We start from the raw sequence: 25,704 nt of genomic DNA on the forward strand, positions 1-25,704 counted from the left end.
AAACCGATCGAGGCCCTGACCGGGAAACTGGAGCGCGTGAAGGCCAGCATTCGGGCGCGGGTGGAACACCCGTTCCGAGTGATCAAGCGCCAGTTCGGCCACATCAAGGTGCGCTACCGAGGGCTGGTCAAGAACACCGCGCAGTTGCACACGCTGTTTGCGTTGGTCAATCTGTGGCTGGTGCGGCGTAAATTGCTGGCGGCAATGGCATGAGTGCGTCTGCAGTTCGCCAAGGGCAGCCAATCTGCCGCCGCGTGCACCCAAGGTGAGGAAAAAAGGACCTGGGCTGCCTTGTACATCAACGGGCTGAGTGCGTCGGCACACTCATGCGTGTTGTGCAGACCTTCCTTAGCGCTTCGAATTTTCTATTCAGTTATGGCATGTGCCCATGCGAATAGGAAATCAACCATTTACATCAAAACAACCCGCAACGGCGTGTCAGGCAGCCGTGCCTTGCCCGTGCGGGCGCAACCGCACCGGGCCGGAGCGCACCTCGATGGCCGCCTGCACCTCACGCCGCAAGCCCATCGCAAAGCCCAGTTCGGCCGCCACGAACAGCGGGCCGACGAGCAGGCCCACCAGGTCGTCCACGAATGCCGGCTTGCGGCCTTCGTAGTAGTGGCCCACGAACTGGATGACCCAGCCCACCACGAAAAGGCCCAGCCCCGCGCCCAGCCACAGCGCCGTGGATTGCGCAGCCAGCCATTGACCCACGGCCAGCATGGCGGCAAGAACCAGCGCCATGGTCACGCCGTAGCGCGCATCGAGCCGGAAATAGAAGACGCATGCGGCCAGCGCGGCCAGCAGCGCGAGCGACACGGGCAGGCCGCCCAGCATCGCTGCGGGGCGCGACAACAGCACCGTCACGGCCAGCATGATCATGGGCACGCCGATGAAATGGGTCTGGATGTTGCGCGGGTCGCGGTGGCAGTCGGCATAGCCCGACAGGTGGTCGATCAGGGTTTTCATAGGGTGTCTCCGGGGTCTGTGCGTCGCCTCTGCGCGGAATAATCGCGCCAGTGCGGCCAGGGCGTCTGTCGGCCAGCCGACACAACGGGCCACGGCTGGGGGCCGCGAACACGCTCCGGGCACCGCCCTCCTCCTCTTTCATGACCTCCCCCGCCGACCACCTTCCCACCCTGCGCTCCGGCCGCTGGTTCGCCGCGCTGCCCGCCGATCTGGCGCAGGCCCTGATGGCACGGGCCGAGCTGCGGTCTCTGGCCCCGGCGCAGGCCCTGTTTCTGCGCGGCGACGCACCGTGCGGGCTCTACGCCGTGGTGCGCGGCGCCATCGACATCTCGGGCGTGGGCGGACAGAGCGACAAGGCGCGCGCCTCGCTGCTCACGCGGCTGGAGGCGCCGGCCTGGTTCGGCGAGATCGCGCTGTTCGACGGCTCGGTGCGCACGCACGATGCGCACGCCGCCACCCAGGCCACGCTGCTGCACGTGCCCCAGGAGCCGCTGCTGGCCTACCTGGCGCGGAATCCGCAGCACTGGCATGCGCTGGCCCTGCTGTTGACCGACAAGCTGCGCACCGCGCTGGTCGCCATGGAAGAGATGGCCCTGCTGCCCGCACCGCAGCGGGTGGCGCGGCGGCTGGCGCTGATGGCCGAAGGCTACGGCCAATGGACGGACGCGGGCCGGTCGCGGCGCGTGATCGCCCTGTCGCAGGAGGAGCTGTCGCTGATGCTGGCGCTGTCGCGCCAGACCATCAACCAGATCCTGAAAGACCTGCAGGCGCGCGGCCTGCTGCAGGTGCACCGCGGGGAGATCGAGGTGTGCGACCTGCCGGCGCTGCGCGCGGCGGGCGGCTGAGCGCAGGCCCCTCGACCGCTGCCAGCCTGCGGGCTTCGCGGGCGCCGCCCGGGCCCTGCTGGCGCACAATCCGCCCATGCAGCTCCACTACATCGCCAACGCGCCCGTGGCCTCGTCCTCCGGCCGCACCATCGCCGTGATCGACCCCTCCGACGGCCAGCCCTTCGACGAGATCCAGCGCGGCACCGAGGAGGACATCGACGCGGCGGTCCACGCGGCGCGACAGTGCCACGAGGCCGTGTGGCGAAAGCTGGCGCCGGTCGAGCGGGGCCGCCTGCTGATGCGCCTGTCGGTGCTGGTGTCCGAGCATGCCGAGGAACTGGCCGCCATCGAGCAGCGCGACTGCGGCAAGCCCACCAAGCAGGCCCGGGCCGATGCGCAGGCGCTCGCGCGCTACTTCGAGTTCTATGCCGGCGCCTGCGACAAGCTGCACGGCGAGACCCTCCCCTACCTGGACGGCTACAGCGTGCTCACCTGGCGCGAGCCGCACGGCGTGACCGGGCACATCGTGCCGTGGAACTACCCGATGCAGATCTTCGGGCGCTGCGTGGGCGGCGCGCTGGCGGCGGGCAACGTGTGCGTGGTCAAGCCGGCCGAGGATGCGTGCCTGTCGCTGCTGCGCGTGGCACAGCTGGCCACGCAGGCGGGCTTTCCGGCGGGGGCCATCAACATCGTCACCGGCTACGGCCACGAGGCAGGCGACGCGCTGGCCCGCCACCCGGGCATCGACCACATCAGCTTCACCGGCAGCCCGCGCATCGGCACGCTGATCCAGCAGGCGGCGGCGGAGAGGCACTGCCCCGTCACGCTGGAGCTGGGCGGCAAGAGCCCGCAGGTGATCTTCGCCGACGCCGACCTGGATGCGGCGGTGCCGGTGGTCATCAACGCCATCGTGCAGAACGCCGGGCAGACCTGCTCGGCCGGCTCGCGCGTGCTGATCGACTCGCTCATCTACGAGCCGCTGCTGGAGCGCCTGGGCCGTGCCTTCGAGGCCCTGCGCGTGGGCCCCGCGGCGATGGACCTGGACGTGGGCCCACTCATCCGCCAGAGTCAGCAGCAGCGCGTGTGGGACTTCCTCTCCGATGCCCAGGTGGCCGGCATCCCGCTGGTGGCGCAGGGCACGGTGGTGGACGAGGCGCCCGAGACCGGCTTCTACCAGGCCCCCACGCTGCTGCGCGACGTGCCGGTGGACCACCGCCTGGCGCAGGAAGAGGTGTTCGGCCCGGTGCTCTCGGCCATGGCCTTCGAGGACGAGGACCACGCGGTGGAGCTGGCCAACGCCACGCGCTTCGGCCTGGTGGCGGGTGTGTGGACGCGCGACGGCGCCCGCCAGTTCCGCATGGCGCGGCGCATCGCCAGCGGCCAGGTCTTCATCAACAACTACGGCGCGGGCGGCGGGGTGGAACTGCCCTTCGGCGGCGTGAAATCGAGCGGCCACGGGCGCGAAAAGGGCTTCGAGGCGCTGTACGGCTTCACCACCCTCAAAACGGTGGCCATCCGCCACGGGTAGCGATTGCTACAAAATAGATAGCACCATGCCCTAGTGGATATTGTGCTGGAGGCCTTTTCGGCTTCAAGCCCTCGGGATCAGCCCAGCGCGGTGTCCAGGATCATCATGATCACGAAGCCGATCATCAGCCCGCCCGTGGCCCAGGCTTCGTGCCCCTTGCGGTGCGACTCGGGAATGATCTCGTGGCTGATGACGAACAGCATCGCCCCGGCCGCGAAGCCCAGGCCCCAAGGCAGCAGGTGAGAGGAAAAGCCGATGACCGTGGCGCCCAGCACTGCGCCCAGCGGCTCCACCAGGCCTGACGCCATGCCCAGCGCCACGGCCAGCCAGCGCTTGTAGCCGGCGGCCAGCAGGGCCACGGCCACCACCAGGCCCTCGGGCACGTCCTGGATGGCGATGCCGGCCGTGAGCGTGCCGGCGCGCAGCCCATCGGCCCCGCCGTAGGCCACGCCGATGGCCAGGCCCTCGGGCAGGTTGTGCAACGCGATCGCGAAGACGAACAGCCAGGTGCGCCGCAGCGTGCGCGGCGACGGGCCGCCCTCCACGCCCTTGATGAAATGCTCGTGCGGCAGCAGCCGCTCCATGACCAGCAGCGCGAGTCCACCCAGCAGGATGGAGGTGCCGATGATGCCGCCCGCGCCCCAGGCCCCCGCGCCCGCCGACTGGGCCGCAGCAATGCCGGGAATGATGAGCGAGAACGAGCAGGCGGCCAGCATCACCCCGGCGCCGAAGCCGAACAGCGTGTCCTGCACCCGCTCGGACAGCCGCTGCGAGAACACCACCGGCAGCGTGCCCAGCGCGGTCGCCAGGGCCGCCACCAGCCCCCCATGCCAGGCCTGCTCCACGCGCGGGTTGTCGGCCAGGAATTGGAAGAACTGCCGGCCCAGCACCAGGACGCCGGCCAGCACGATGGCCACCCCCAGCCATCTGCGCATGCGCCAGCCGGTGCGTCCGGTGAGTGTGTCGTCAGCGTTCATGTGCGAGGCCCTGGTCGGAGGGTGGATCGATGGATCGAAAACGGGGAGCGCCGTCAGAACGAAGAATCGCTGCGGCCCTCCCCTGGCGTCAACCGCGGGCCTTCGCGTAGCGGCGGGCCACTTCGGCCCAGTCCACGACGTTATAGAACGCGGCGATGTATTCCGGGCGGCGGTTTTGGTACTTCAGGTAGTAGGCGTGCTCCCACACGTCCAGGCCCAGGATGGGCGTGTTGCCCGACAGCAGGCCTGCCATGAGCGGGCTGTCCTGGTTGCCGCTGCTCTCCACCGCGAGCTGGCCGCCGGGCGTGACGGACAGCCAGGCCCAGCCGCTGCCGAAGCGCGTGAGCGCGGCCTTGGTGAAGGCCTCCTTGAAGGCGTCGAACCCGCCCAGCTCCGCATCGATGGCCTGCGCCAGCGCGCCGGAGGGCTGCCCGCCGCCGCCCTGGCCCGCTGGCGCCATCACGGTCCAGAACAGGCTGTGGTTGGCATGCCCGCCACCGTTGTTGCGCACGGGCGCCTGCAGCTTCTCGGGCAGCGTCTGCACCTGGGCCACCAGCGCCTCGATGGACAGGTCGGCCTGCGGCGTGCCTTCCAGCGCGGCGTTCAGGTTGTTGACGTAGGTCTGGTGGTGCTTGGTGTGGTGGATTTCCATGGTCTGCGCATCGATGTGGGGTTCGAGCGCGTCGTAGGCATAGGGCAGAGCGGGAAGCGTATGGGGCATGGTTTTCACTTTCTAAAAGGGAGCGGAAACGGGTGACCGGACGACCTGGGAACGGGCTCTAGACGGTGGCCCGCCCAGAAAACCCCGGTTTTCGAAATGATAATTATTTTCATTCACCACGATGATGGCACGGTTTTGCGCAGGGTTTTGTGGGATTTGCGCCTGCCATGCACGCGCCACGCCGTGGTGTCGCTCTTTTTCCACCCGGTGGAAACCCTGCATATTCCCCCTGCCGTTCCCCCGCAGAATGTTCGGGTCCCAAAGCGCACGGCGTTCAAGCCGGCCTTTTCGGGAGGGAGCGTTACATCGTCCAGGACGATCCATAAAACAAAGGAGGGTTGCGATGAAAAGCACGTCAGTTCCACCCGCGCCGTCGGCCACCACCAGCACCTGCGCCGGCACACCCATCACCTTGCCCCCGACCTTGCCGCCCAGCCCCTGCTGCTGCGACAGCGATCCGGTGGCCGGGCTCAAACAGCTGTTCGTGGACTATTTCCAGGGCAAGGGCATGGCGGCGGGCCGCGACCCGGCCACGCGGCCCGTGTTCCTGCGACTGCACGGCGTGGCGCATGGCCAGTTCACCATCGATCCGAATCTGCCGCCCGAGCTGCGGGTCGGCGTGTTCGGACAGGCGCCGCAGTACCCGGTGTGGGTGCGCTTCTCGGCCGACGTGCAGCCCGGCAACCCCGATCTCAAGGGCACCACGGGCATCGCGATCAAGCTTTTCGGGGTGCAGGGGCGCAAGCTGCTGGAGCCCGATCAGGACGCCACCACGCAGGACTTCATCCTGCAGAACCACGACGTGTTCTTCACCGACACCGCGCGGGACATGTGCGAGTTCACCTGCGAATCGCTGCACGGCCGGGGCGATGCCTACCTGAAGGCGCACCCCGTCACCGCGCAGATCCTGAACGACATGGAAAAGACGGTGGACTCCGTGCTGGCCACCGACTACTGGAGCGTGCTGCCCTCCTGCTTCGGCCAGGGCCGCTTCGTCAAATACAAGATCGAGCCGGTGCAGGCGCCGCCGGCCGACGCGCCGCCGGACTTCGACGACCCGTTCTACCTGCGGGCCGATCTGCATGCCCGCCTGCGCAAGGGCCCGGCGCGTTTTCGCTTCCTGGTGCAGTTCCAGACCAACGACCATGACATGCCGCTCGACGCCGCCACGGTGCGCTGGAGCGAGCAGGCCAGCGTGCCGATCGAGGTCGGCATCCTGGAGCTGCCCCAGCAGGACCTGGACGCCCGGGGCCAGTCGGGCTACGGCGAAAACCTGGCCTACAACCCCTGGCATGCCCTGCCCGAGCACATGCCCATGGGCAGCATCGCCGAGGCGCGCAAGGCCGTGTACCGGGCCTCGTCCGAAAACCGCCGCAACGTGAACGGCGTGCCGCTGGGCGAGCCCGTGGTGCCCCGTCCGGCGCAGTACGCGCCCGGCGTGGACTACCCCGCCGCGAAGGACACGCGCATCGTGCGCGCCGCCATCCACCCGGCCATCGGCATCGCCCGGGTGGGCAACAGCGAGACGGCGTTCTACCTGGGCCCGCAGGTGGTGACCCGCCGCCGCAGCCCCAGGGCTTTTACCGCGATGCCACCGGCGCGCTCAAGCGCGAGGCCGCGCAGTTCCGCATCTACGGCTACAACGCCGCGGGCGACGTGGTGCGCGAGCTGACCGCCGACTGGGCCGACATCGAATGGTCCGTGCACGTCGCCAACAGCAAGGCGGCCTGGTACCAGTGGCAGATCGCGCTCGACATTCCGGAGGCGGCCAAAACCCAGTTGCCGCTGCGCAATGCCAAGAACGCCGCGCGCGACACGCTGGTCATCGACGCGGGCGTTCAGCGCATCGCCGGCCGCAACGCGGCGCCGGTGCCCTGCACCGGGCAGTTCACCGGCGTGCCGGTCAAGATCGGCGAGCTGCAGACCGACGCCAGCGGCCGGCTGGTGTTCCTGCCCGGCCACGGCGTCTCGGCCTCGTCCACGGGCAGCCCGATCTTCAACCCCGCGGACGGCGACTCGTTCATCAACGCCGACGGCTGGTACGACGACACCTGCGACGGCCCGGTCTCGGCCACGGTGCGCATCGAGGGCCAGGACATCCCGGTGGAATCCGCCTGGGTGGTGACCGCCCCGCCCAACTACGCCCCGCAGGTCAAGACCCAGCGCACGCTGTACGACCTGCTGCAGGACCTGTACGTGCAGGCCGGCTGGCTGCCCGCGCCTGCCACGATCTCGTTCGCCGACGACGTGTACCCCATCCTGCAGCGCCTGTCGGGCCTGCAATGGGTGAACCAGGGTTTCGCCACCTTGTTCGGCCACCAGGGGCAGTACGACTTCGAGAACCCCGCGCTGATCGAGCGGCTCTCCGCCCTGCCCCCCGCAGGCGGCTATGACCCCAACGCCGAACTGCGCCGGCAGGTGTTCAACAGCTTCCGCCCCCCCAGCCCACCGGACGGCAACCAGATGCCCTGGCCCTGGCTGTACGGCGATGCGATGACGGTGCCCGCAGGCCAGAGCCCGCGCCAGAACGCCAGCATCAGCCAGACGCAGAGCAATGTGCTGGCGCGCTGGGTGCAGGGCGACTTCGTCTCCAACTGGGATGCCGGCCGCCAGCTGCCGGCCAGCATCGACGCGGTGCCGCTCGCGCAGCAGCCCGCCACGCTGGACCGGGCGGCGCTGGAATTCTGCCTGGCCGACGCCTTCCACCCCGGCTGCGAGATGACCTGGCCCATGCGCCATCTGACGCTGTACAGCCGCCCGTTCCGCATCCGCCAGCGTCCGGCGGGCACGGCCGAGCCCAGCTATGGGCCCACGCTCGACCAGGCCACCGCGCTGTCGGCCCAGGGGCCGCTGTATGCCCAGGGGCCCGGCGACATCAACCGCTGGATGGGCCTGCCCTGGCAGGCCGACACGGCCTACTGCCGGGCGGGGTACGACACCGCGTACGACCCGTTCGCGCCCACCTTCTGGCCGGCCCGCGTGCCCAACCACGTGCTGACGGCCGAGGACTACGCCATCGTCGTGGACCGGCAGCAGCCCATGGCCCGGCGCATCGAGGCGTTCTCCAACCGCACCAGCTGGAACAAGCCGCTGCACGGCACCACGGCCGGGCAGATGGAAGAAATGGTGCGCATCTTCGGATCGATGGGCCTCGTGGAAGTGCGCCCGGGCGTGCCGGACGATCCGGCCTTCCCGGCGCAGATGATGGTGGCGTCGTACGGCCCCGATGTCTCGGCCGCCGACGCCGCCAGCCTCAGCGACGCCGCGCTGGCCGCGCAGACCCGCCTGCTGGGCGCCGCCGCCGTCGAAAGCGACGCGGCCGATGCCACCGCCCCCATCCACCCGAAGGCGCGCCCGCTGCCGCACGGCGCCAATTTCGGCTCGCACGCCGAAGCCCGGAACGCGCCGCTGCCGGTGCGCCGCCGGCCGCCGGGCGGCTGAGCGCGTGCCCCGCCTGGAAACCGCGCAGGCGTTCGACGTGGCCATCGCTGGCGGTGGCCCTGCCGGCGCGGCCTGTGCCATTCCCCTGGCCCGCGCCGGCCTGCGCGTGCTGCTGGCCGATGGCGGCGGCGAGCGGGCCTTTCGCATCGGCGAGGGCCTGCCGCCGCCCGTGCGCAGTCTGCTGGGGGAACTCGGCGTGCTCGACCGCGTGCTGGCGGACGGCCACCGCCCCAGCTACGGCACGCTGGCCTACTGGGGCGGGCTGGCCGGCCACGCCAACGACACCCTGCGCCAGCTGCATGGCAATGGCTTGCAACTGGACCGCGTGCGCTTCGACGCCACGCTGCGGGCGGCGGCCAGCGAGGCGGGCTGCACGGTCGCGCTTTCCACCCACCTGCAGTGCGACGATGCGCAAGGCGCCGACCCCGCCGGCAGCAACGGCACCGCCTCGGCGGACCCGCAGGAGACTTCCGGCCCGTTGCACCGGCTGCAGCTGCGCCGCGCGGGCGAATCCCTGTCGCACGTGACGGCACGCTGGCTGATCGACGCCAGCGGCCGCATGGCGACCCAGGCCTGTCGGCTCGGCGCGCGCCGCCGCCACTACGACCGGCTGCTGGCCTTCTACCAGCGCCTGCGCACCGACAGCCGCACCGACTTGGACGGCCGCACCTGGGTCGAGGCGGTCGAAGACGGCTGGTGGTACAGCGTGCTGCTGCCCAGTGGCGAACGCGTGGTGGCCTTCCTGGGCGATGCCGACCTGCTGGACCGCCGCACCCTGCTGGACGACGACGGCCTGTGGCAGCACCTGCAGCACACCACCCACCTGGGCGCGCTGTGCGCCGAGCACGGCTATCGCCCCCACGGCGCGGTGCAGGGCGCCGATGCCTGCAGCGCCGAACTCGATCGTGCGGCCGGCGAGCGCTGGCTGGCGGTGGGCGACGCCGCCCTCGCCTTCGACCCGCTGTCGTCCAAGGGCATCGGCAACGCGCTCTACACCGGCATGCGCGCGGCACAGGCGGTGCTGGCGCACGGGGCGGGCGACCTGCAGGCGCCGCAGCGCTATGCCGACCACCTGCGCGACATCCACCGGGTGTACCGCAAGCAGTTGCAGGGCTTCTACGCGATGGAAACGCGCTGGCCCGGTGCCGCCTTCTGGGCGCGCCGGCAGGCGAGCCACCCTGTCGCGCAGGGGGCAGTGCCGGGCACGCCGGGCGGGAAAGCGGTGGCTACACTGCCTTGGCCGCCCGCGCAGCCAACGGCCACCGGCCGCGAGAGTCCATCCAACGGAATCCCGCCACCGCCCTGGTGAAAATTGCGCAGGCAGCTATCGAAAACATAGCGCCATCGGAGGCTTCATGCGCGTGCAAGGCAAATCCATCATCGTCACCGGCGCCGGCAACGGCATCGGCGAAGGCATCGCCAAGCGGCTCGCGGCCGAGGGCGGCCGGGTCATCGTCAACGACATCCAGGCCACCGGGGGCCAGCGCGTGGCGGCCGAGATCCGCGCGGCGGGCGGCACGGCGGACTTCTTCGCCGCCGACGTCACCCGCTCTAGCGACATGAAAGCCCTGGTGGACGAGGCCGTGCGCCTGCATGGCCGGCTCGACGTGGTCGTGAACAACGCCGGCTGGACGCACCGCAACCGCCCCATGCTGGAGGTGAGCGAGGAAGAGTTCGACAAGGTGTACGCCATCAACGTCAAAAGCCTCTACCTCTCGGCCATCCACGCCGTGCCGGCCATGCGCGCCAACCCGGGCACGGCGGGCGGCAGCTTCATCAACATCGCCTCCACCGCCGGCCTGCGGCCCCGCCCGGGCCTCACCTGGTACAACGGGTCGAAGGGCGCGGTCATCACCACCAGCAAGTCGATGGCGGCCGAGCTGGGCCCCGACAACATCCGCGTGAACTGCATCAACCCCGTGTTCAACCCCGACACGGGCCTGGCCGCCGAGTTCGCCGGCGGGCCGGTGGACGACGCGCGCCGTGCCAAATTCCTCGCCTCGATTCCGCTGGGGCGTTTTTCCACCGCGCTCGACGTGGCCAACGCGGCGCTGTACCTGGCCAGCGACGAAGCGGCCTTCGTGAGCGGCGTGTGCATCGAGGTGGATGGCGCCCGCTGCGTCTGATCGCCGCCGGCCAACAGCGGCGCGGCCCATTGCGCCGATAACCCTACCGCACCCCATGCGGCAAAATCGGCCCATGGCTGAACGTGTCATCCCCCTGGTGGACCAGCGCATCGCTGCGCTGCGCCCCGCCGTGCCGCAGGGCCTGGCCGGGATTCCATCGGGATGGCTGACCGACACGCTCGGTCGCCCGCTGCGGGACCTGCGCATCAGCGTGACCGACCGCTGCAACTTCCGCTGCGCGTACTGCATGCCCAAGGAGGTGTTCGACAAGGACTACCCCTACCTGCCGCACAGCGCGCTGCTCAGCTTCGAAGAAATCACCCGACTGGCCCGCAGCTTCGTCGACCACGGCGTGCGCAAGATCCGGCTCACCGGCGGCGAGCCGCTGCTGCGCAAGCACCTCGAAAACCTCGTCGGCATGCTGGCGCAGTTGCGCATGCCGGACGGCACGGCGCCCGACCTCACGCTGACCACCAACGGCTCGCTGCTCGCGCGCAAGGCGCAGGCGCTCAAGGACGCCGGGCTGAACCGCCTCACGGTGAGCCTGGACAGCCTGCAGGACGCGGTGTTCCGGCACATGAACGATGTGGACTTTCCGGTGGCCGAGGTGCTGGCCGGCATCGACGCGGCACAGGCCGCGGGGTTCGCGCGCATCAAGGTCAACATGGTGGTCAAGCGCGGCACCAACGACCACGAGATCGTGCCCATGGCGCGGCACTTTCGCGGCACGGGCGTGACGCTGCGCTTCATCGAATACATGGACGTGGGCGCCACCAACGGCTGGCGCATGGACGAGGTGCTGCCATCCGCCGACGTGATCGCGCGGCTGCAGGCCCACCTGCCCCTGGTGCCCCTGCCCGAACAGGCCCCCGGGGAAACCGCGCGCCGCTGGGGCTACGCCGATGCCACCGGGCGCCACGACCCGGCGCTGGGCGAGGTGGGCGTGATCGGCAGCGTCACGCAAGCGTTTTGCGGCGACTGCAACCGCGCCCGCCTGTCGATGGAAGGCAGCCTCTACCTGTGCCTGTTCGCCACCCAGGGCTGGGACCTGCGCAGCCTGCTGCGTGGCGGCGCCACCGATGCCGACATCGCCGCCGCCATCGCCGGCATCTGGAACGGCCGCGGCGACCGCTATTCCGAACTGCGCAGCAGCCTGCCTGCGGACACCGGCCAGGGCGCGCGGCGGGTGGAAATGAGCTACATCGGCGGCTGACGCATGGATGACGCCACCCGCATCACCGGGCTGGTGCTGGCCGGCGGCCAGGGCACGCGCATGGGCGGGCAGGACAAGGGCCTGCAGCCCTTCCAGGGCGTTCCGCTGGCGCTGCATGCACTGCAGCGGCTGCAGTCCCAGGTCGGCCCGCGGCTGGTCAGCGCCAACCGCCACCTCGACCGCTACGCCGCCTTCGGCGTCCCGGTCGTGACCGATGCCGAGCCCGGCCACGCCGGGCCGCTGGCGGGTTTTCTGGCCGGCCTGTCGCTCTGCGACACCCCGTGGCTGCTCACCGTGCCCTGCGACACGCCGCTGTTTCCGCCCGATCTGGCCCGGCGCCTGATGGCCGCGGCCTGGGCCATGGACACGGCGGGCGGTCCTGCGGATCTGGCCATCGCCGCCGCGCCGCAAGCCGATGGACCGACAGCAGCCGATGCCCACCATACAGCCGCGCCCCTGCGCACGCAGCCGGTGTTCTGCCTCCTGCGGGCCTCGCTGCAGGAGTCGCTCGCGCAATTCATGGCAGGCGGCGGCCGCAAGATCGGCGCCTGGATCGCCCAGCACCGGTGCGCGGTGGCCGCCTTCGACCAGCCCGGCGACGACCCGCTCGGCTTTTGCAACGCCAACACCCTGGCCGAACTGCACGCGCTCGAACGCGCGCTCGCCCCATGACCCCTGCCCCCTTCCGGATCGACGTGCTCGGCACCGCGCACCTGCACGCCTACAAGGCCCTGCGCGACGAGGCGCTGCGCTGCGCGCCCGAGGCCTTCACTTCCGACCACGCCAGCGCGGTGCTGCGCCCGGCCGAGTCGTATGCCGAGCGCTTCGGCGCGCCCGCCACGGGCACCTTCTTCCTCGGAGCGTTCGCCGCGGACGGCCAGTTGCTGGGCAGCATCGGCTGCGAGCGCGAGGCCCGCCTGCAGCAGCGCCACTGCGCCAGCGTGGTCGGCATGATGGTGGCGCCGCACGCGCAGCGCGGCGGCGTCGGGCGCGCGCTGGTGCAGGCCTGCGTGCAGCTCGCCGAACAGGTGGCCGGGCTGGAACAGCTGGTGCTGACCGTCACCGCCGCCAACACCCACGTCGTGCGCCTGTACGAGCGCGCGGGCTTTCGCGCCTGTGGCCTGCTGCCGCGCGCGGTGGTCATCCAGGGCATCGGGCACGACAAGCTGCACATGGTGCGGTGGCTGCCGGCCTCTCCTCTTTTTTCTGCCGCATGAAGACCCTTGCACAGATCGCCGCCGGCCTGCCCGGCTACGACGCCCACGCCCTGGGTGCCGAGGCCGTCACCGCCTTCCTCGAACAACTGGTGCAGCCGGTGGCCGGCACCGAAACCGTGGCGCTGTCCGCGGCGCTCGACCGGGTGCTGGCCTGCGACCTCGTCTCGCCCATCAGCGTGCCGCCGCACGACAACTCGGCCATGGACGGCTATGCGTTCGACGGCTCGGCATTGCGCGCCGGCCAGCCGCTGTCGCTGCGGGCGGCCGGCACCGCCCTGGCCGGCCGGCCCTGGGCGGGCCGTGCCGCACCCGGGGAATGCGTTCGCATCATGACCGGCGCCGTCATGCCGCCAGGGCTGGACACGGTGGTGCCGCAAGAGCTGGTCACCGTGCAGGGCGGCACCGTGCACCTCGCGGCCGGCGCGGTGCGGCCCGGCGACCACCGGCGCCGCGCGGGCGAAGACCTGGTGCAGGGCGGCGTGGCGCTGGCCCGTGGCGAGCGGCTCACCCCCGCCGCGCTCGGCCTGGTGGCCAGCCTGGGCCTGCCTACGGCCACCGTGTTCCGCCGCCTGCGCGTGGCGTGCTTTTCGACCGGCGACGAGTTGCTGGGCCCGGGCGACGCCCCGCGCGAGGGCGCCGTGTACGACAGCAACCGGTACGCCCTCATCGGCCTGCTGGCCCGGCTGGGCGTGGAGCCGATCGACCTGGGCGTGGTGCCCGATTCGCCCGCGCAACTCGAAGCCGCGCTGCGCCAGGCAGGGCTGCAGGCGGATGCCGTCATCACCAGCGGGGGCGTGAGCGAAGGCGATGCGGACCACCTGCGCTCCACGGTGCAACGGCTGGGCGACGTGGCGTTCTGGCAAGTCGCCATGCGGCCCGGCCGGCCGATGGCGGTGGGGCGGCTGCGCAGCGAGCACGCCTCGGGAGTAGATGCCGAAATGGCCTTCAGCACAATCAGTACTAGGGCATACAGCTATGAAAAAAATAGCAAACCCATTTCAACCAACGGGACCCTCTGGTTCGGCCTGCCCGGCAATCCCGTCGCCGTGATGGTGGCCTTCCTGGCGTTCGTGCGGCCTGCGCTGCTGCGCGCCATGGGCTGCACCCGCGCGGCCCCGCCGCTGCTGCACGCGGTGAGCACCGAGCCGCTGCGCAAGAAGGCCGGCCGCACCGAGTACCAGCGCGGCATCGTCAGCACCGCGCCGGATGGATCGCTGCAGGTGCGCACCACCGGCCACCAGGGCTCGGGGGTGCTCCATTCGATGGTGCAGGCCAACGGCCTCATCGTGCTGCACCCGCCCCGGGGACCGGTGGCCGCGGGGGAGACCGTGGACGTGATGATGTTCGATGGCGTGCTGTGAAATGCCTGCCAGTCCGATCCCACAGCCTGGCGGCGCATGCGCCGGACGCCGTGCCTGCGGGCACAGGCCTATGCTGAAAGACAGGTTCCCCCGCCAACCCAGGCCCTGCCCACAACCACATGACAAGGACCCCATCGCCATGACCTATTGCGCCCGCCACCTCGAACAGCCCCCCGCCCGCGAAGACGTGGACCGCCTGGCCGGCGCCACGGTACTGGAGTTCGGAACGCCCTGGTGCGGCCACTGCCAGGGAGCGCAGCCGCTCATCCAGGCCGCGCTGGAGGGCCGGGACGATGTGGCCCACGTCAAGGTCGAGGACGGACCGGGCCAGCGACTGGGCCGCAGCTTCGGTGTGAAGCTCTGGCCGACCCTCGTCTTCCTGCGCGACGGCAAGGAGGTGGACCGCGTGGTGCGGCCCCAGGGACCGGAGCCGCTGCAGGCCGGCCTGCAGGCGATCACGCCCGGGGCCTGACGGACGCATGCCTGGCGGACGCGGGCCTCGACGGCGGCCTCAACCGCGCCCGAGCGCCTTGTCCACCCCTTTGTTGGCCAGTGCATCGGCACGCTCGTTGCCCGGGTCGCCCGCATGGCCCTTCACCCAGCGCCAGTCGATCACATGGCCGCCCTGGGCCACCAGATCGTCCAGCCGCTTCCACAGCTCCACGTTCTTGACCGGCTGGCCGGCGGCCGTGCGCCAGCCCTTTTTCTTCCAGCCCTGGATCCATTCGGTGATGCCCTTGCGCACGTACTGGCTGTCGAGGAACAGCGTCACCTCGCACGGCCGCTTGAGCGCGCCCAGGGCCTCAATCACCGCGAGCAGCTCCATGCGGTTGTTCGTCGTGCCCAGTTCCCCCCCGAACAATTCCTTTTCCAGCGCGCCCGAACGCAGCACCACCCCCCAGCCGCCAGGGCCCGGATTGCCTTTGCAAGCCCCGTCGGTATAGATCACAACCTGATTCAAAAACGTTACTCCCGTCCATCCACATGAAAGGCCGGCCCGCCATCGCGGACCGTGCCGCGATTGGCCACCGGCACCGGCGCCGCAGCGCCCTTGGGCGCGCGGCGCCAGGGCGCGCCCAGCAGCCGCACGCCGTGCACGCGCTTGACCGCCACCACCACATAGGCGGCCCCGAGTATCGGCCACCAGCGGGCCCCCAGTCCGTCCATCCAGTCGAAACGCTCCAGCCAGGGGGCGCTGCGCACCGCCGGCCGGTAGCAGCCGAAGCTGACCGACTCGACCTCGAAATTGAGCAGCCGCAGCCAGTCGCGCAGCCGCCAGTGGCCGATGAACTCGCCCACGTCGGGCAGATACAGCCGCCCGCCCGCCCCCAGGCGCTGGTACAGCCGCGCCCGGCGCTGGCGCAGGCCCCACAGGCTCACGGGGTTCAGCCCGCTGATCACCACCCGCCCCTCGGGCACCAGCACGCGCTGCACCTCGCGCAGCGCGGCATGGGGGTCGATGCTGAGTTCCAGCGCATGCGGCAGCAGCACCAGATCGAGGCTGTTCTCCGAGAAAGGCAGGGCCACCGGATCGGCCAGCAGGGCGGGCTCGCCCGGTTCTCCGCCCCCCAGGGCCCCGGCCGCGTGCCAGCCGGCCGCCTCGTCGGTCCACAGCAGGGTTTCTTCGGCGCCCAACGCCAGCCAGCGGTGGGGCATGCGGTTGGCGCGCAGGCCCTGCAAACCCGGCATTCCGAGCTGCAGGGCGTGGTAGCCGAAGATGTCGGCCACCAGCTCGTCATAGCGTTCCTGCTCCCACGCCAGCAGGTATCGGCCGGGGGAAGAGTCGAACCAGTGGTGCAAACCTATGATTTCGCCGCTCCGAAAACCATAGTTGCGGTTGCCTTCTTTATCCGTTGAAGAAGAGGTGTTTCTGGCTCACCTTCTAAAGCAGAAATCAGCAACCACTTTCGCTCGTCTTCCCCCATCTCCATTGCAAGGGCCCCTGCCAGCGTTGGGCTTAGGTGATTCCTTTTCTTCGCTTGCGCCAGAGCCGAAGGGTCGATGTTTAGTTGACGGGCCCACGCTGCTTGACGCTGGCGTGCCAGGGCTCGGTCTAGGAGGTCCATAGTCGTTTCCATGCCGATATTTTGACGCACCGTCATCAAAAAGATGGTGACGCATCGTCATCATTCAGCTACAGTCCGGCCGGTGACGAGTTGTCACCGAATTTACCGGAGCCGGCATGCCCCTCTCTACGACCCCTCCCCAACCCGGGGACGAACCCAGTTGCCCGACCCCTGCCACCCAAACGGTGGCCAGCTTGCCGGCTCCAGCCGCCGGGCAGGGGGAGGGCATTCGAGCATGCCCGTACTGCCTGCGTTCGCATACCGGCCGTCACGCACTCTGCGCTGAGTGCAACGAGTTCGATCTCTGGAACTAGCCATGAGACTCGTCGCCAAGCACGCCCAGGTGGGCTACCAGACCCCCGGTGACCGCCCTGGTTGCCGCAACTGCGCGCACTTTGAAGTGGTGCGCCACGACAGCCCGGTGATCGCCCCCCGCACGGCCTGCACGCTGCACGACCTCGAGGTGACCAGCGGCGGCATCTGCAACAGCCACAAGCTGCAGCGCAAGCCTGGCGAGGCCCAACTCGCGTTTCTGTCCCGTCAGCGCGATCTTCTTGAGCTCCGTGCCCAAGACCTGCACCCGCTTCCCCGGGTTGGGGATGTGTACCGAGGGCAGGTGGTAACTCCGGCCATCCACTCCGCAATGCTGCGTGAGCAGATGACCAGGTCGCGCGCATGAGCTCCGCCCTGATCCACATGCCCAAGAGCTACCACGTCACCTGCCCTCCCGGCATGCTGCCCGATGGTGACCTGGTCAAACGCTTCACCTCCCTGCAGGCCTTTGAAGGCTACGTCTCCCAGCTGCGCATGCTCGGGTGCACGGTGCAGTGGCACACCCCCTTCACGGTCACCGTGGAGGCCTCCTCCAAATGACCATTTCAGCGTTGCACGACTCCCCCCCATCCGCCAGGGGTGATCGCGTCTCCTGGCGCGTTCGGCCTCGGCCTCTTGGCGCGTCAGCGCCTTCCGCCCGTGCTGTAACACGGGTGGAAAGTTCTACCCCCGCTGCTGATTCGGTGCGCCGCGCAAAGATTGATTGGCTCAATGCCACGTTTGATCGGCCATCCATGAGCGTTCACGGCCTCATGAGCTTCTTGGACGGGATCATGGACGGACGGCTCACCGCTGTCTTGGATGGTGGCCTTTTTGGCTTCACGGAGCGATACCGCCTGGTCCTGCAGCTGCACGACGACGCAAAGGTCGAGGTCGGCGCCATTGCCCTCGGCGGGGAGTCACAGCTGGGTCGGTGGCTCCTGCAGCTCAACGGCAAAGGGTGCGGCATGGTCACCGATTGGGAGAGCGTGCAAGAGCTGCTGGAGGGCCTCGGCGCTGTCATCTCTCGCGTCGATCTCGCCGTGGACTTTCTCGACGGCGAATACAGCGTCGATGACGCATACAGCCTCTATGACCAAGGGGCATTCATCAACCGTGGGCGTAACCCTGAGCTTGACACGCAGGGTAGCTGGCACGAAGGCGGCACGAAAGGACGAACCATGTACGTCGGAAAACTGAAGCACGGAAAGACGCTCTGCGTATACGAAAAGGGCCGACAGCAAGGCATGCCTGACAGCGACTGGACCCGCTTTGAGGTCCGGCTCGGCAACCGGGACCGAACGATCCCGCTCAATGTGTTGACCAACCCTGACGGTGCTTTCATCGCAGCGTATCCAGCCTTGCGCGACATGCTCGAAGCCGCGGCGCTGGAGATACCCACGCAACGCGAAGAGGCCAAAGGCAGCTTGGCCCACGGGCTCTATCACGCAGAGCGCTGCTACGGCAAATACATGCATCAGGCGCTTTCCATGACAGGTTGCTCAGCCGCTGACCTGGTCGAAGAAATCCGCATCTTCGGCCTGCCCAAGAAGTTAGACCCCGCCGGCGGCAGTGCCGGCCTCCAGTGGCCGGAGTTGCAGGCCCAGATACAGAGGATCAGACCATCATGAACGCACCCGTAGCCTCCCCAACCCAGGGAACCAAGATCCAGCCCATGCAGGTGCTGGTGAAGGGCCGCATTGACGCGTCCCGCCGCCACGAACAAACGCGCTACACCCGCATCGTGACGCCCGCGCCCGACCCCTACAGCCGTCCGCAGACCGTCGAGGTCCGCAGCAAGGCCCAGCTGGGTCAAAAGGGCGAAGAAGTCGCGGTTCTGGCCCAGCTGGGCGGATACACGCGCAAGCCTTTTCGCAGCACCGACAAAGAGACCGGCGAGGTCACCAGTGTGACCCCTGTCGATCTGACCTTGGATGCTGTCGAGTGATGACCACCGCAGAGCTCGAAGCTCTTGCCCACGGGGTGGCAAAGCTCGCGTTCGTGGCTGGCCTTGGCGGCGCCATTGCTGCCCATTTGCTCATTCTGACTGCCTCCCGTGTGGTGGCGCTCATCGGCCAATGGGTGGATCGCCACGCCCGTATCAGTGCTGCCCGTGAGCGCGCAGGGCGCCCAGTGGCGAGCCTGCGAGCGGCTGGGCGACTGGCGCGCCGCCTGGCACGCATAGAGAGGGCGTGATCGATGTACTGCATGCGTGCCGATAGCAGCACGATTACCGAGGTGTCCTGCGATACGCCGGATGCCCTGGTGGTCCTCACGCGGCTGGAGCTGGTGCAGTACAGCCCGTTTTATCTCGATCCTGAATCTGCAGGGCAAATAGGGGGAGCCTTGCTGCTCGTGATGGCCGTTGCATGGTGCATGCGGCAATTGCGCAAATCCCTCGAAACCAAAGAAAGTGAGTAATCAATGAAGACACCAATCCGCCTCTCTCTGGAAAACGCTGTGAAGCGCCGTTTCCCTAAGCTGGCTCGGGTGGCATCCCTGCCGACTGTTGTCGTCGGTATTGCCACGCTGGCAGCTACCAGCAGTGCGCACGCTGCGATCACGTTGCCTGACGTGGCCGAAATCATCACTGCCGTTTTGGCTGTGGCCGCCATCTGCAGCAGCATCGGCATTGCTGTGCTGTCTGTCGTGGTTACCGTGCGCCTGTTCGGCTGGGTCAAGCTCGCCTTGCGTTAATCGCTGGTCCTGGGGTGCCCTCTCGCGTGAGGGGGCGCCCTTTTTTTATGCCTGGGAGGTCGTATGGGTTTCTGGATTCTGCTCGCCATGGTCCTTGGCGGCGCCATTGTGTTCTGGCCGTGACGTCCGTTGTTTTGCTTTTCGCTCGGCTATTGTTCGTGCTTTGTGCTTGCTGCTTTTGGGCGGGTGCTGCTCATGCCCAGGAGGGGGAGTCTCCTGAGATTTCCAGCTGTTCGCATTACGACTGGGCGCCTACCTGTAGCGCTCCTGCGGCAAAGCCCGGTTGGTACCTCGCGCAAACCGTCAAGTCTCCGCCTCAGCCCGATACCGTGTTCAGCTATATCTTTTGCCGCATCGGCACGAATGTCGTTACCTACCCAAACGGCGTGATCAAGTGCGTTGTCCAGCAGTGCCAAGCCAATGAGGAGAAGGTCAACGGCCAGTGCCAGTGCAAGGCCGGTTATGAGCGCAAAAACGGCGTGTGCGTGAAAAAGCCGCAGGACCTGTGCGCCGAGCTCGCGGGCAAGCCTCTCGGCGTCTCCGTGAATTTTGACTACGGGCCGCGGGGCGCTGGCGCGTTGGGTCGCATGATCGGCAAGCCAACGACGGGTTGCTACCCAGGGGGCTGTGCTGTGAGTGGCACCGTCGAAGGCTGCTGGTCTGCAGGTGGCGGCGGGTCTGGCTGCTCGGTCACTGGCGCGTCTTTCACGGGCTCGAAGTGCGACGACAAGGCTGACCCGAATCAAGGGTGCCCTGAAGGTTCCAGCCCTTCAGCCTATGCTGTTGGCGTCTGCGTGCCCAACGAAAGCAAGTGCCCTGCGGGTTCCAGTGAAAGTAAATACGCCGCGGGCGTGTGCATCCCCGACGAATCTCCCTGCCCTAAGGGCCAGTCGCCCAGTAAGTACGCCGCCGGCGTGTGCGTGCCCGACTCCAGCGACAACGCGGACGGCACCAACGAGACAGGCAACAAAGCCAAGTGCCCGAAGGGAGAGGTTCCCAGCAAATACGCTGTCGGCGTCTGCATCCCAGCCGACAACGTGATCACCGGCAACACCGCGTGCAAGGACGGCAAGTGCACCACCACCAAGCCGGACGGCACCACCGACGAAAAGCCTCAGGAGGAGTTTTGCAAGCTCAACCCTGAGGTGTCAATCTGCAAGACTGGTTCGTTTGGTGGATCGTGCGGCAGCGGGTTTTCGTGCGAGGGTGACGCAATTCAATGCGCCATCGCTAGAGAGCAGCACAAGCAAAACTGCAAGCTGTTTGACGAAAGCACCCCTTCTCCCGACTACAAAAGGGCTATCGACGGCACGGACGATAAGAGCGCCGATGCTTTGCGTAAATCGGCTGAGCAGATCAGCGTGAGCCAGTTGGACACCAATGGCATGGGCTGGGGCCGCGCATGCCCTGCAGATCTGTCGTTCGACGTTGCAGGCAAGAGCTTCGCCATACCGTTTTCCAAAGTCTGTCCCATCCTCAATGTGATGGCTCTGGCCGCGCTCGGGCTCACGCTGTTGAGCTGCGTTTTGTGGGTTGTTGGAAAGAAGGACTGACACATGCCGTGGATCGTTTCCGTTTTGCTCGGTGGCCTGATGCAGATTGCTGGATCGATGGTCGGCCGCGTGCTGATCGCGCTCGGCTTCGGTTTCGTTGAATACACGGGCGTCAGCTACCTGATCGACCAGGCCAAGACCGCCGCCCTCTCGATGTTCGGCACTGTCGGCACCTCCATGCTCGCTGAATGGGCGGGGTTCCTGCGCCTGGATCAGCACATCAGCATCGTCATCAGCGCCATCGGTGTGAAGGTGCTGCTCAACAGCCTCGGCGGCTCCACCGTGCGCCGCCTCGTTCAGAAGTAAGCCATGCCGATCAACTTTGTTACCGGTCTCCCCAGGCAGGGGAAAACGCTGTTTGCCTTCATCCAGATTCAGGAGCGGGCCAAGAAAGAAAACCGCCCCGTTTTCTACTGCAACATTCCCGAGGTCACGCTCGAAGGATGGACCGAGATCGACCATCCAGACAAGTGGATGGAGTGTCCCAACGACTCCATCATCGTCGTGGACGAACTGCAGGATTTTTGGGGCTCTGCATCCAGCGGCGCGCGTGTTCCTGAGCCCATTCTTGAGCTCTCCAAGCATGGAAAACGCGGCATCGACTTCTACTTCATCACGCAGGACCCTACGCTGGTCCACAACACGCCGCGCAAGCTGACAGAGACCCATTGGTACGTGGTGCGAGCCTTCGGCACCGAGAATGCCTTGGCGTACAAATTCAAAGGGATGCAGACCGACCCCGGCAAGGTGGTGCAGAAGGCCGAGAAATACCCTTGGCGATATCCCAAGGAAGCCTTCGGGAAGAAGGACAATGCCGGCAACTGGATCACCAAGCCTTGGTACAAGAGCGCTGACGTCCACAACATCAAGCGCCAGATCCCGCTGAAGCTGGTCGCTATCCCCTTCCTCATTTTTCTGGCCATCGGCGCTGTGTGGTTTGCCGTGTCCTCCGTGCTGAGCTTCGGTGATCGGATGAAGACCTCCGCAGGGGCTGTAGCGCCAGGCGCAACATCCGCCGTGGCCCGCGCTCCAGGACAGGCGAGCGTTGCTGCCCCTGGTCAGGGCGGGCCTGCTGTTATCGGCACCGTTGAGTACGTCAAGGCTCGCCAGCCGCGGCTACCGGACTTCCCCAACACTGCGCCTGTTTATGACCAAATCACGCAGCCTACTGAGGCGCCCTACCCAGCTGCGTGTGTACAAATGGGCAAGCGCTGTGAGTGCTATACGCAGCAGGCCACCATGCTGCGCGTGTCATTCGACGTGTGCATGCAGATCGTTAGCCGCGGCTATTTCATGGACTGGAAGCGCCCTGAGTCTGAGCCGCCACAGCCGTCCAATCGGCGCGATGAGCCTTCTCACGCTGCCGCACCTTCTCAGCCGCCAGTCGTCATCAACATGCCCGCTCAAGGCCAAGCTGCGCCGCAGCAAAATGGCTACCTCGAGGCCCTGGCTCTTCGCAATTCGCAGGTCCGCGGCGAGCTGCAGCGCTAGTGCTGCGTGCTGCCTTTGGAACGCCACTCTTCGGCGTCTCGCTCCGTCATCAGCACCCATTCATGCCCCGCTGGCGCGTTTGGTTTTTGCAGGAAGCCTGTCTCGCCCTGGTTGCTACCCCATACGTCCCATGCTGCGCGGAGCATGCCCATTGCTCCCAGGACAATCAGGCCATAGAAGGTGTATGCGTGAACTTCAATCATTGGCGCATTTTGCCGTCAGGCATGACCCACGGATTTTTGACAGCTCAGCGGAGGACTCCAGAGCAAATCGTAGATTTGTGGCAGGAGTCTGTAGCGCACCTCCCCAGCAGGTGATTGCAGGCCCCCGCGGGGTATGGGGCAGCGCCCCATGTAGACCTTCGCCGCGCGACGTACCCCACGCCATCGGGCAAGTGGCCACCAGCGCGCCCTGGCCACCATGCACACGGCTTGCGAGCCTGGCCAGGCGCAACGCAGCGATCACCCCACCGCCCAGGCCTGCCGCGAGGCGCCCTCGAGGAACAGGCATGGCCCTCACTCGTCGCTGATAACACGGTGTTGCGCGACAGCGCCCCACCCCCAGCGGAGCACCTCAGAGGAAATCGCAGATTTCCGGCAGAGGTGTGCAGCGACGCACCACACAGCCCTGACCAGGCACTGATATCCGACTTGATTTGGAGGCCGGCAATTCGGGCTTTTGACACTCCTCAAAAGCCGCAACATTTCCCGCAGGAGGAAACCGATATGCGCTTGATTGGATACGCCAGAGTCTCGACCCGTGAGCAAGAAACCCGCATGCAGTTGGACGCGCTTGCTGCTGCTGGAGTGGGCACGATTTACGAGGAGAAGGCCAGCAGCATCGGCCAGCGGTACGAGCTGCAGCGCTGCCTGAAATCCCTAACACGGGGAGATGTGCTTGTGGTCTACAAACTGGACAGGGTGGCCCGCTCGCTGGTAGATCTACTGTCGATCCTGGATCGCATCAAGCTGGCCGGCGCCGAGGTGCGAAGTTTGAACGAGCCTCTGGATACGACTAGCCCGATGGGGGTGTTCATGCTGCAGGTCCTGGGCGCCGTGGCCCAGCTCGAACGCGGCATCATCAGGGAGAGAGTGATTGCCGGCCAGGTGGCGGCGATTTCTCGGGGGCAGCGCCATGGCAGGCCTCGCACATTAACAATGGAACAGGAGGCCGAGGTTCGCCGGTTAGTTTTGCTCGGTGCGACTCAGGCGGAGATTGCGCGACAATTGCAGGTTAGTCGCGCTGTCGTGGATCGAGTGATGAATCCTTGGCGGACGCGTTATGCGCCACAGAGACCCGTTTTAGGGCCATTGTTGAATGCCCCAACGAAGTGACGAAGTAATTACTTCGGAGCATGTCATCGGGGAAAAGATTGTGCCAGCAGAGGCCCAAGAACAGGTCTTTGAGGTTGATACCGAGGGCGCCATGGATTCATGATTCGGTCAACAACAGCACGGCTGCACCCCATCTCACGCGCAATAGCAGCCTGAGTAAAACCAGACGCTTGCAACGACTGCACCCGCGCTACAGCCACAGGGTCTAGTGTGCGTGGCCGACCGTGACTACCACCACGGGCAATGTGAGCGACCTGCCCAGCAACGACACGTTCACGAATCGTGGATCGCTCAAGCTGAGCAAACGCACCAAGGGTTTGAAACGCACAAACGCCCCAAGGTGTGGTGGTATCAAAGGGCTCGGTCAACGAGCGCAGAGCCACACCTCTACCGCGCAGATCATCATGTATAGCCAGCAAATCAATGAGTGACCGGGCAACACGATCAAGGCGCCAGAACACAAAAACGTCCCCAGTGTGCATGCCAGCTAAACACTCGCGAAGAACTGGCCGATGACTAACGCCACTGGCCTTTTCCTGAAAAACCACATCCACACCAGCGCGATTCAATGCATCGAGTTGCAATCTAGTTTCCTGCTCCCGTGTGGACACCCTCGCGTAACCGACCAATCGCCCCATCGTCAATCCCTCCATATCAAGCCTTGCTTTTTCCAATCCCGGTTCGCAGCAGCCCACCGCAGCATTGACCGGACCACTTCGGCTTTCGTGCAGCCGTAAAAACATGCTATGTCCGCAATCGTGGCTCCCATCTTGAGAGACACGGACACATCCAACCGCTCATGCTGGGACCGATGCGCCGCGACTCTGGCAGCGCTGGTGTTTCCGGTAACGATTTGCGATTGAGGATGCTGCTTAGGCATGGACCACCTCCAGTGGAACGAGCCGGCTGCGGGCCTTTTTGGGCATCTCCGCGTGCAGGACGAACCAGTCCTTGAAATGCGAAAGGCGCTCTAGCACTACCTGCTGGGCATCGAGGACACAGCCGTATGCAGCGGCCCAGGCATCACGGAGCGAGGGGTAGTAGCCCATTGAAACCGGTTGCGGGATATCGAAGTCACCAAAGGCGCTGTAGCGGTTGCTGAATGCCTGCCCATCGCGGAACGCCTTGACGATGTACTTGGCAATGTAGGAGGCAATCTGCGCAGGGCTCTTGCGGCTATTGGCCTTGCGACGGGCAATGTCGATATTGCCTTTGCGCTCCTTCGTCACTGAGCGCCAGATGGCGCGGATCACGTCAAAGCTCTTAACCTTGCAGGGCTGGCCGTTGTCGGCCGTTCGGGTGAAGGTTGCCGGTATGTTGGCCGTGGCCATGTGCCAGTGCAACGCGCCACGGGCCTGATGCTCATACACCGCCACCGCGCGGAATTCGGGCATCACTCGGCGAAGCCTGCGGACAAATTCCTTGAGGTCCTTTTTGGACCGCTGGAGGTCGGTTTCATTGGCCCAATAGGTCAGGGTCAAGAGGGTATCGGCACCCATGGCCTTGCACAGCTTGCGTACCTTCACCTTGGCCCGATTGGCAGCGATGGTGAGGGCCTTTTCGCGCAGCTCATCGGCGTTTTCCTCGCGATGCTGGACAGCAGCTTCAAGGTAGTGCTCCAGGACCATGGAGGACCAATCCAGTTCTTCCCAGACGGTGGGAGCCGAGCCCGTGATTTCAGTGTAACCATGACCGAGGTCATGGGCCTTGAGGTTGATACCGTCACCGGTCTTGCCTTCAAAAGGTACCAGGGGGATGCCTTGGCGGTGCATCTGCAGCAGTTCAGCAGGGGTGTGCCTTGCAGTCGGATTCGTTTCAGAGACAATGCGGATCATGTTGACCAGTCGTTGTGGTTGACATCACGATCCCGG

30 protein-coding genes are annotated in these 25,704 nt (G+C 66.9%); 21 read left to right on the forward strand and 9 right to left on the reverse strand.

Going from position 1 to position 25,704, the window contains the following annotated elements:
* A partial coding sequence (locus AVAK2825_RS16485) for a transposase (protein WP_284400853.1) occupies window positions 1-213 on the forward strand: 213 nt, incomplete at its 5' end.
* Between the two features lie 225 nt (window positions 214-438).
* Here the strand turns inward: AVAK2825_RS16485 and AVAK2825_RS16490 are convergent.
* Window positions 439-969: an Mpo1 family 2-hydroxy fatty acid dioxygenase gene (locus AVAK2825_RS16490; RefSeq protein WP_284400857.1), complete on the reverse strand. Its 531-nt coding sequence runs from the start codon at window positions 967-969 to the stop codon at window positions 439-441.
* 140 nt (window positions 970-1,109) lie between these two features.
* Between AVAK2825_RS16490 and AVAK2825_RS16495 the strand changes: the two genes are divergently transcribed.
* Entirely contained in the window at window positions 1,110-1,814 is a 705-nt protein-coding gene (locus AVAK2825_RS16495) for a Crp/Fnr family transcriptional regulator (protein WP_284400860.1), read from the forward strand.
* A 76-nt stretch (window positions 1,815-1,890) separates the two neighbouring features.
* On the forward strand, window positions 1,891-3,324 hold the full coding sequence (locus AVAK2825_RS16500) for an aldehyde dehydrogenase family protein (protein ID WP_272569006.1): 1,434 nt from the start codon (window positions 1,891-1,893) through the stop codon (window positions 3,322-3,324).
* A 77-nt stretch (window positions 3,325-3,401) separates the two neighbouring features.
* Here AVAK2825_RS16500 and AVAK2825_RS16505 read toward each other — a convergent pair whose 3' ends face one another.
* Both AVAK2825_RS16505 and AVAK2825_RS16510 read right to left on the reverse strand, forming a co-directional pair.
* Window positions 3,402-4,301: a ZIP family metal transporter gene (locus tag AVAK2825_RS16505; RefSeq protein WP_284400865.1), complete on the reverse strand. Its 900-nt coding sequence runs from the start codon at window positions 4,299-4,301 to the stop codon at window positions 3,402-3,404.
* A gap of 88 nt (window positions 4,302-4,389) precedes the next feature.
* Window positions 4,390-5,022, reverse strand: a complete 633-nt coding sequence (locus AVAK2825_RS16510) for a superoxide dismutase (protein ID WP_284400868.1) — start codon at window positions 5,020-5,022, stop codon at window positions 4,390-4,392.
* Between the two features lie 1,287 nt (window positions 5,023-6,309).
* Here AVAK2825_RS16510 and AVAK2825_RS16515 point away from each other — a divergent pair.
* The 8 genes from AVAK2825_RS16515 (at window position 6,310) to AVAK2825_RS16550 (ending at window position 14,852) form a co-directional block, all read left to right on the forward strand.
* Window positions 6,310-8,463 carry a LodA/GoxA family CTQ-dependent oxidase gene (locus tag AVAK2825_RS16515; RefSeq protein WP_284401113.1) on the forward strand — a complete coding sequence of 718 codons (2,154 nt, stop codon included), beginning with the start codon at window positions 6,310-6,312 and terminating at the stop codon, window positions 8,461-8,463.
* 4 nt (window positions 8,464-8,467) lie between these two features.
* Window positions 8,468-9,772, forward strand: coding sequence for an FAD-dependent monooxygenase (locus AVAK2825_RS16520; protein WP_284400870.1), 1,305 nt, complete (start codon window positions 8,468-8,470; stop codon window positions 9,770-9,772).
* Between the two features lie 46 nt (window positions 9,773-9,818).
* Entirely contained in the window at window positions 9,819-10,589 is a 771-nt protein-coding gene (locus AVAK2825_RS16525) for an SDR family oxidoreductase (RefSeq protein WP_284400872.1), read from the forward strand.
* 73 nt (window positions 10,590-10,662) lie between these two features.
* Window positions 10,663-11,802 (forward strand): GTP 3',8-cyclase MoaA, encoded by a 1,140-nt coding sequence (gene moaA, locus AVAK2825_RS16530; RefSeq protein WP_284400877.1) that lies wholly within the window; start codon window positions 10,663-10,665, stop codon window positions 11,800-11,802.
* Between the two features lie 3 nt (window positions 11,803-11,805).
* On the forward strand, window positions 11,806-12,474 hold the full coding sequence (gene mobA, locus AVAK2825_RS16535; RefSeq protein ID WP_284400879.1) for a molybdenum cofactor guanylyltransferase MobA: 669 nt from the start codon (window positions 11,806-11,808) through the stop codon (window positions 12,472-12,474).
* Complete coding sequence (locus AVAK2825_RS16540; RefSeq protein ID WP_284400881.1) at window positions 12,471-13,019, forward strand: GNAT family N-acetyltransferase; 549 nt, start codon at window positions 12,471-12,473, stop codon at window positions 13,017-13,019. Before mobA ends, AVAK2825_RS16540 begins: the two co-directional genes overlap by 4 nt.
* On the forward strand, window positions 13,016-14,380 hold the full coding sequence (gene moeA, locus AVAK2825_RS16545) for a molybdopterin molybdotransferase MoeA (RefSeq protein WP_284400884.1): 1,365 nt from the start codon (window positions 13,016-13,018) through the stop codon (window positions 14,378-14,380). Before AVAK2825_RS16540 ends, moeA begins: the two co-directional genes overlap by 4 nt.
* Before the next feature lie 139 nt (window positions 14,381-14,519).
* On the forward strand, window positions 14,520-14,852 hold the full coding sequence (locus tag AVAK2825_RS16550; protein ID WP_272568995.1) for a thioredoxin family protein: 333 nt from the start codon (window positions 14,520-14,522) through the stop codon (window positions 14,850-14,852).
* 39 nt (window positions 14,853-14,891) lie between these two features.
* Here the strand turns inward: AVAK2825_RS16550 and rnhA are convergent, their stop codons facing one another.
* From rnhA to AVAK2825_RS16565, 3 genes are read right to left on the reverse strand one after another with little or no spacing between them, the layout of a single operon-like run.
* A complete protein-coding gene (gene rnhA, locus AVAK2825_RS16555) occupies window positions 14,892-15,341 on the reverse strand; it encodes a ribonuclease HI (protein ID WP_284400891.1) in 450 nt (149 codons plus the stop codon).
* Between the two features lie 5 nt (window positions 15,342-15,346).
* A complete protein-coding gene (locus AVAK2825_RS16560; protein ID WP_284400893.1) occupies window positions 15,347-16,180 on the reverse strand; it encodes a class I SAM-dependent methyltransferase in 834 nt (277 codons plus the stop codon).
* A gap of 2 nt (window positions 16,181-16,182) precedes the next feature.
* On the reverse strand, window positions 16,183-16,482 hold the full coding sequence (locus AVAK2825_RS16565) for a hypothetical protein (RefSeq protein ID WP_284400895.1): 300 nt from the start codon (window positions 16,480-16,482) through the stop codon (window positions 16,183-16,185).
* 280 nt (window positions 16,483-16,762) lie between these two features.
* On the opposite strand from AVAK2825_RS16565, the gene AVAK2825_RS16570 reads away from it, so the two are divergent.
* The 9 genes from AVAK2825_RS16570 (at window position 16,763) to AVAK2825_RS16610 (ending at window position 22,499) form a co-directional block, all read left to right on the forward strand.
* The gene (locus tag AVAK2825_RS16570) at window positions 16,763-17,125 is read left to right on the forward strand and encodes a hypothetical protein (RefSeq protein ID WP_284400897.1); all 363 of its coding nucleotides are present in this window, start codon (window positions 16,763-16,765) and stop codon (window positions 17,123-17,125) included.
* Window positions 17,122-17,319: a hypothetical protein gene (locus AVAK2825_RS16575; RefSeq protein ID WP_284400899.1), complete on the forward strand. Its 198-nt coding sequence runs from the start codon at window positions 17,122-17,124 to the stop codon at window positions 17,317-17,319. The genes AVAK2825_RS16570 and AVAK2825_RS16575 overlap by 4 nt, the downstream gene beginning before the upstream one ends.
* Before the next feature lie 194 nt (window positions 17,320-17,513).
* A complete protein-coding gene (locus AVAK2825_RS16580; RefSeq protein ID WP_284400902.1) occupies window positions 17,514-18,389 on the forward strand; it encodes a replication initiation factor domain-containing protein in 876 nt (291 codons plus the stop codon).
* Window positions 18,386-18,706: a single-stranded DNA-binding protein gene (locus tag AVAK2825_RS16585; protein WP_284400904.1), complete on the forward strand. Its 321-nt coding sequence runs from the start codon at window positions 18,386-18,388 to the stop codon at window positions 18,704-18,706. The genes AVAK2825_RS16580 and AVAK2825_RS16585 overlap by 4 nt, the downstream gene beginning before the upstream one ends.
* Window positions 18,707-18,966: 260 nt before the next feature.
* Window positions 18,967-19,179: a hypothetical protein gene (locus AVAK2825_RS16590; protein WP_284400906.1), complete on the forward strand. Its 213-nt coding sequence runs from the start codon at window positions 18,967-18,969 to the stop codon at window positions 19,177-19,179.
* Between the two features lie 3 nt (window positions 19,180-19,182).
* Window positions 19,183-19,455 (forward strand): major capsid protein, encoded by a 273-nt coding sequence (locus tag AVAK2825_RS16595; protein WP_284400909.1) that lies wholly within the window; start codon window positions 19,183-19,185, stop codon window positions 19,453-19,455.
* Window positions 19,456-19,784: 329 nt separating this feature from the next.
* A complete protein-coding gene (locus AVAK2825_RS16600; protein WP_284400911.1) occupies window positions 19,785-21,008 on the forward strand; it encodes a virulence factor TspB C-terminal domain-related protein in 1,224 nt (407 codons plus the stop codon).
* Between the two features lie 3 nt (window positions 21,009-21,011).
* Window positions 21,012-21,314 carry a DUF2523 domain-containing protein gene (locus tag AVAK2825_RS16605; protein WP_284400913.1) on the forward strand — a complete coding sequence of 101 codons (303 nt, stop codon included), beginning with the start codon at window positions 21,012-21,014 and terminating at the stop codon, window positions 21,312-21,314.
* 3 nt (window positions 21,315-21,317) lie between these two features.
* Entirely contained in the window at window positions 21,318-22,499 is a 1,182-nt protein-coding gene (locus tag AVAK2825_RS16610; RefSeq protein WP_284400915.1) for a zonular occludens toxin domain-containing protein, read from the forward strand.
* Here AVAK2825_RS16610 and AVAK2825_RS16615 read toward each other — a convergent pair.
* Window positions 22,496-22,702 (reverse strand): hypothetical protein, encoded by a 207-nt coding sequence (locus AVAK2825_RS16615; protein ID WP_284400917.1) that lies wholly within the window; start codon window positions 22,700-22,702, stop codon window positions 22,496-22,498. The genes AVAK2825_RS16610 and AVAK2825_RS16615 overlap by 4 nt on opposite strands.
* A 522-nt stretch (window positions 22,703-23,224) precedes the next feature.
* Between AVAK2825_RS16615 and AVAK2825_RS16620 the strand changes: the two genes are divergently transcribed.
* A complete protein-coding gene (locus AVAK2825_RS16620; protein WP_284400919.1) occupies window positions 23,225-23,833 on the forward strand; it encodes a recombinase family protein in 609 nt (202 codons plus the stop codon).
* Window positions 23,834-23,856: 23 nt separating this feature from the next.
* Here the strand turns inward: AVAK2825_RS16620 and AVAK2825_RS16625 are convergent, their stop codons facing one another.
* Together AVAK2825_RS16625 and AVAK2825_RS16630 are read right to left on the reverse strand one after the other, a co-directional pair.
* Window positions 23,857-24,576 (reverse strand): recombinase family protein, encoded by a 720-nt coding sequence (locus AVAK2825_RS16625; protein ID WP_349817179.1) that lies wholly within the window; start codon window positions 24,574-24,576, stop codon window positions 23,857-23,859.
* 129 nt (window positions 24,577-24,705) lie between these two features.
* The gene (locus AVAK2825_RS16630; protein WP_284400921.1) at window positions 24,706-25,668 is read right to left on the reverse strand and encodes a rolling circle replication-associated protein; all 963 of its coding nucleotides are present in this window, start codon (window positions 25,666-25,668) and stop codon (window positions 24,706-24,708) included.
* Window positions 25,669-25,704: the final 36 nt, after the last annotated feature.

The organism is Acidovorax sp. SUPP2825 (assembly GCF_030158995.1).
Taxonomy (GTDB): domain Bacteria; phylum Pseudomonadota; class Gammaproteobacteria; order Burkholderiales; family Burkholderiaceae_C; genus Paracidovorax.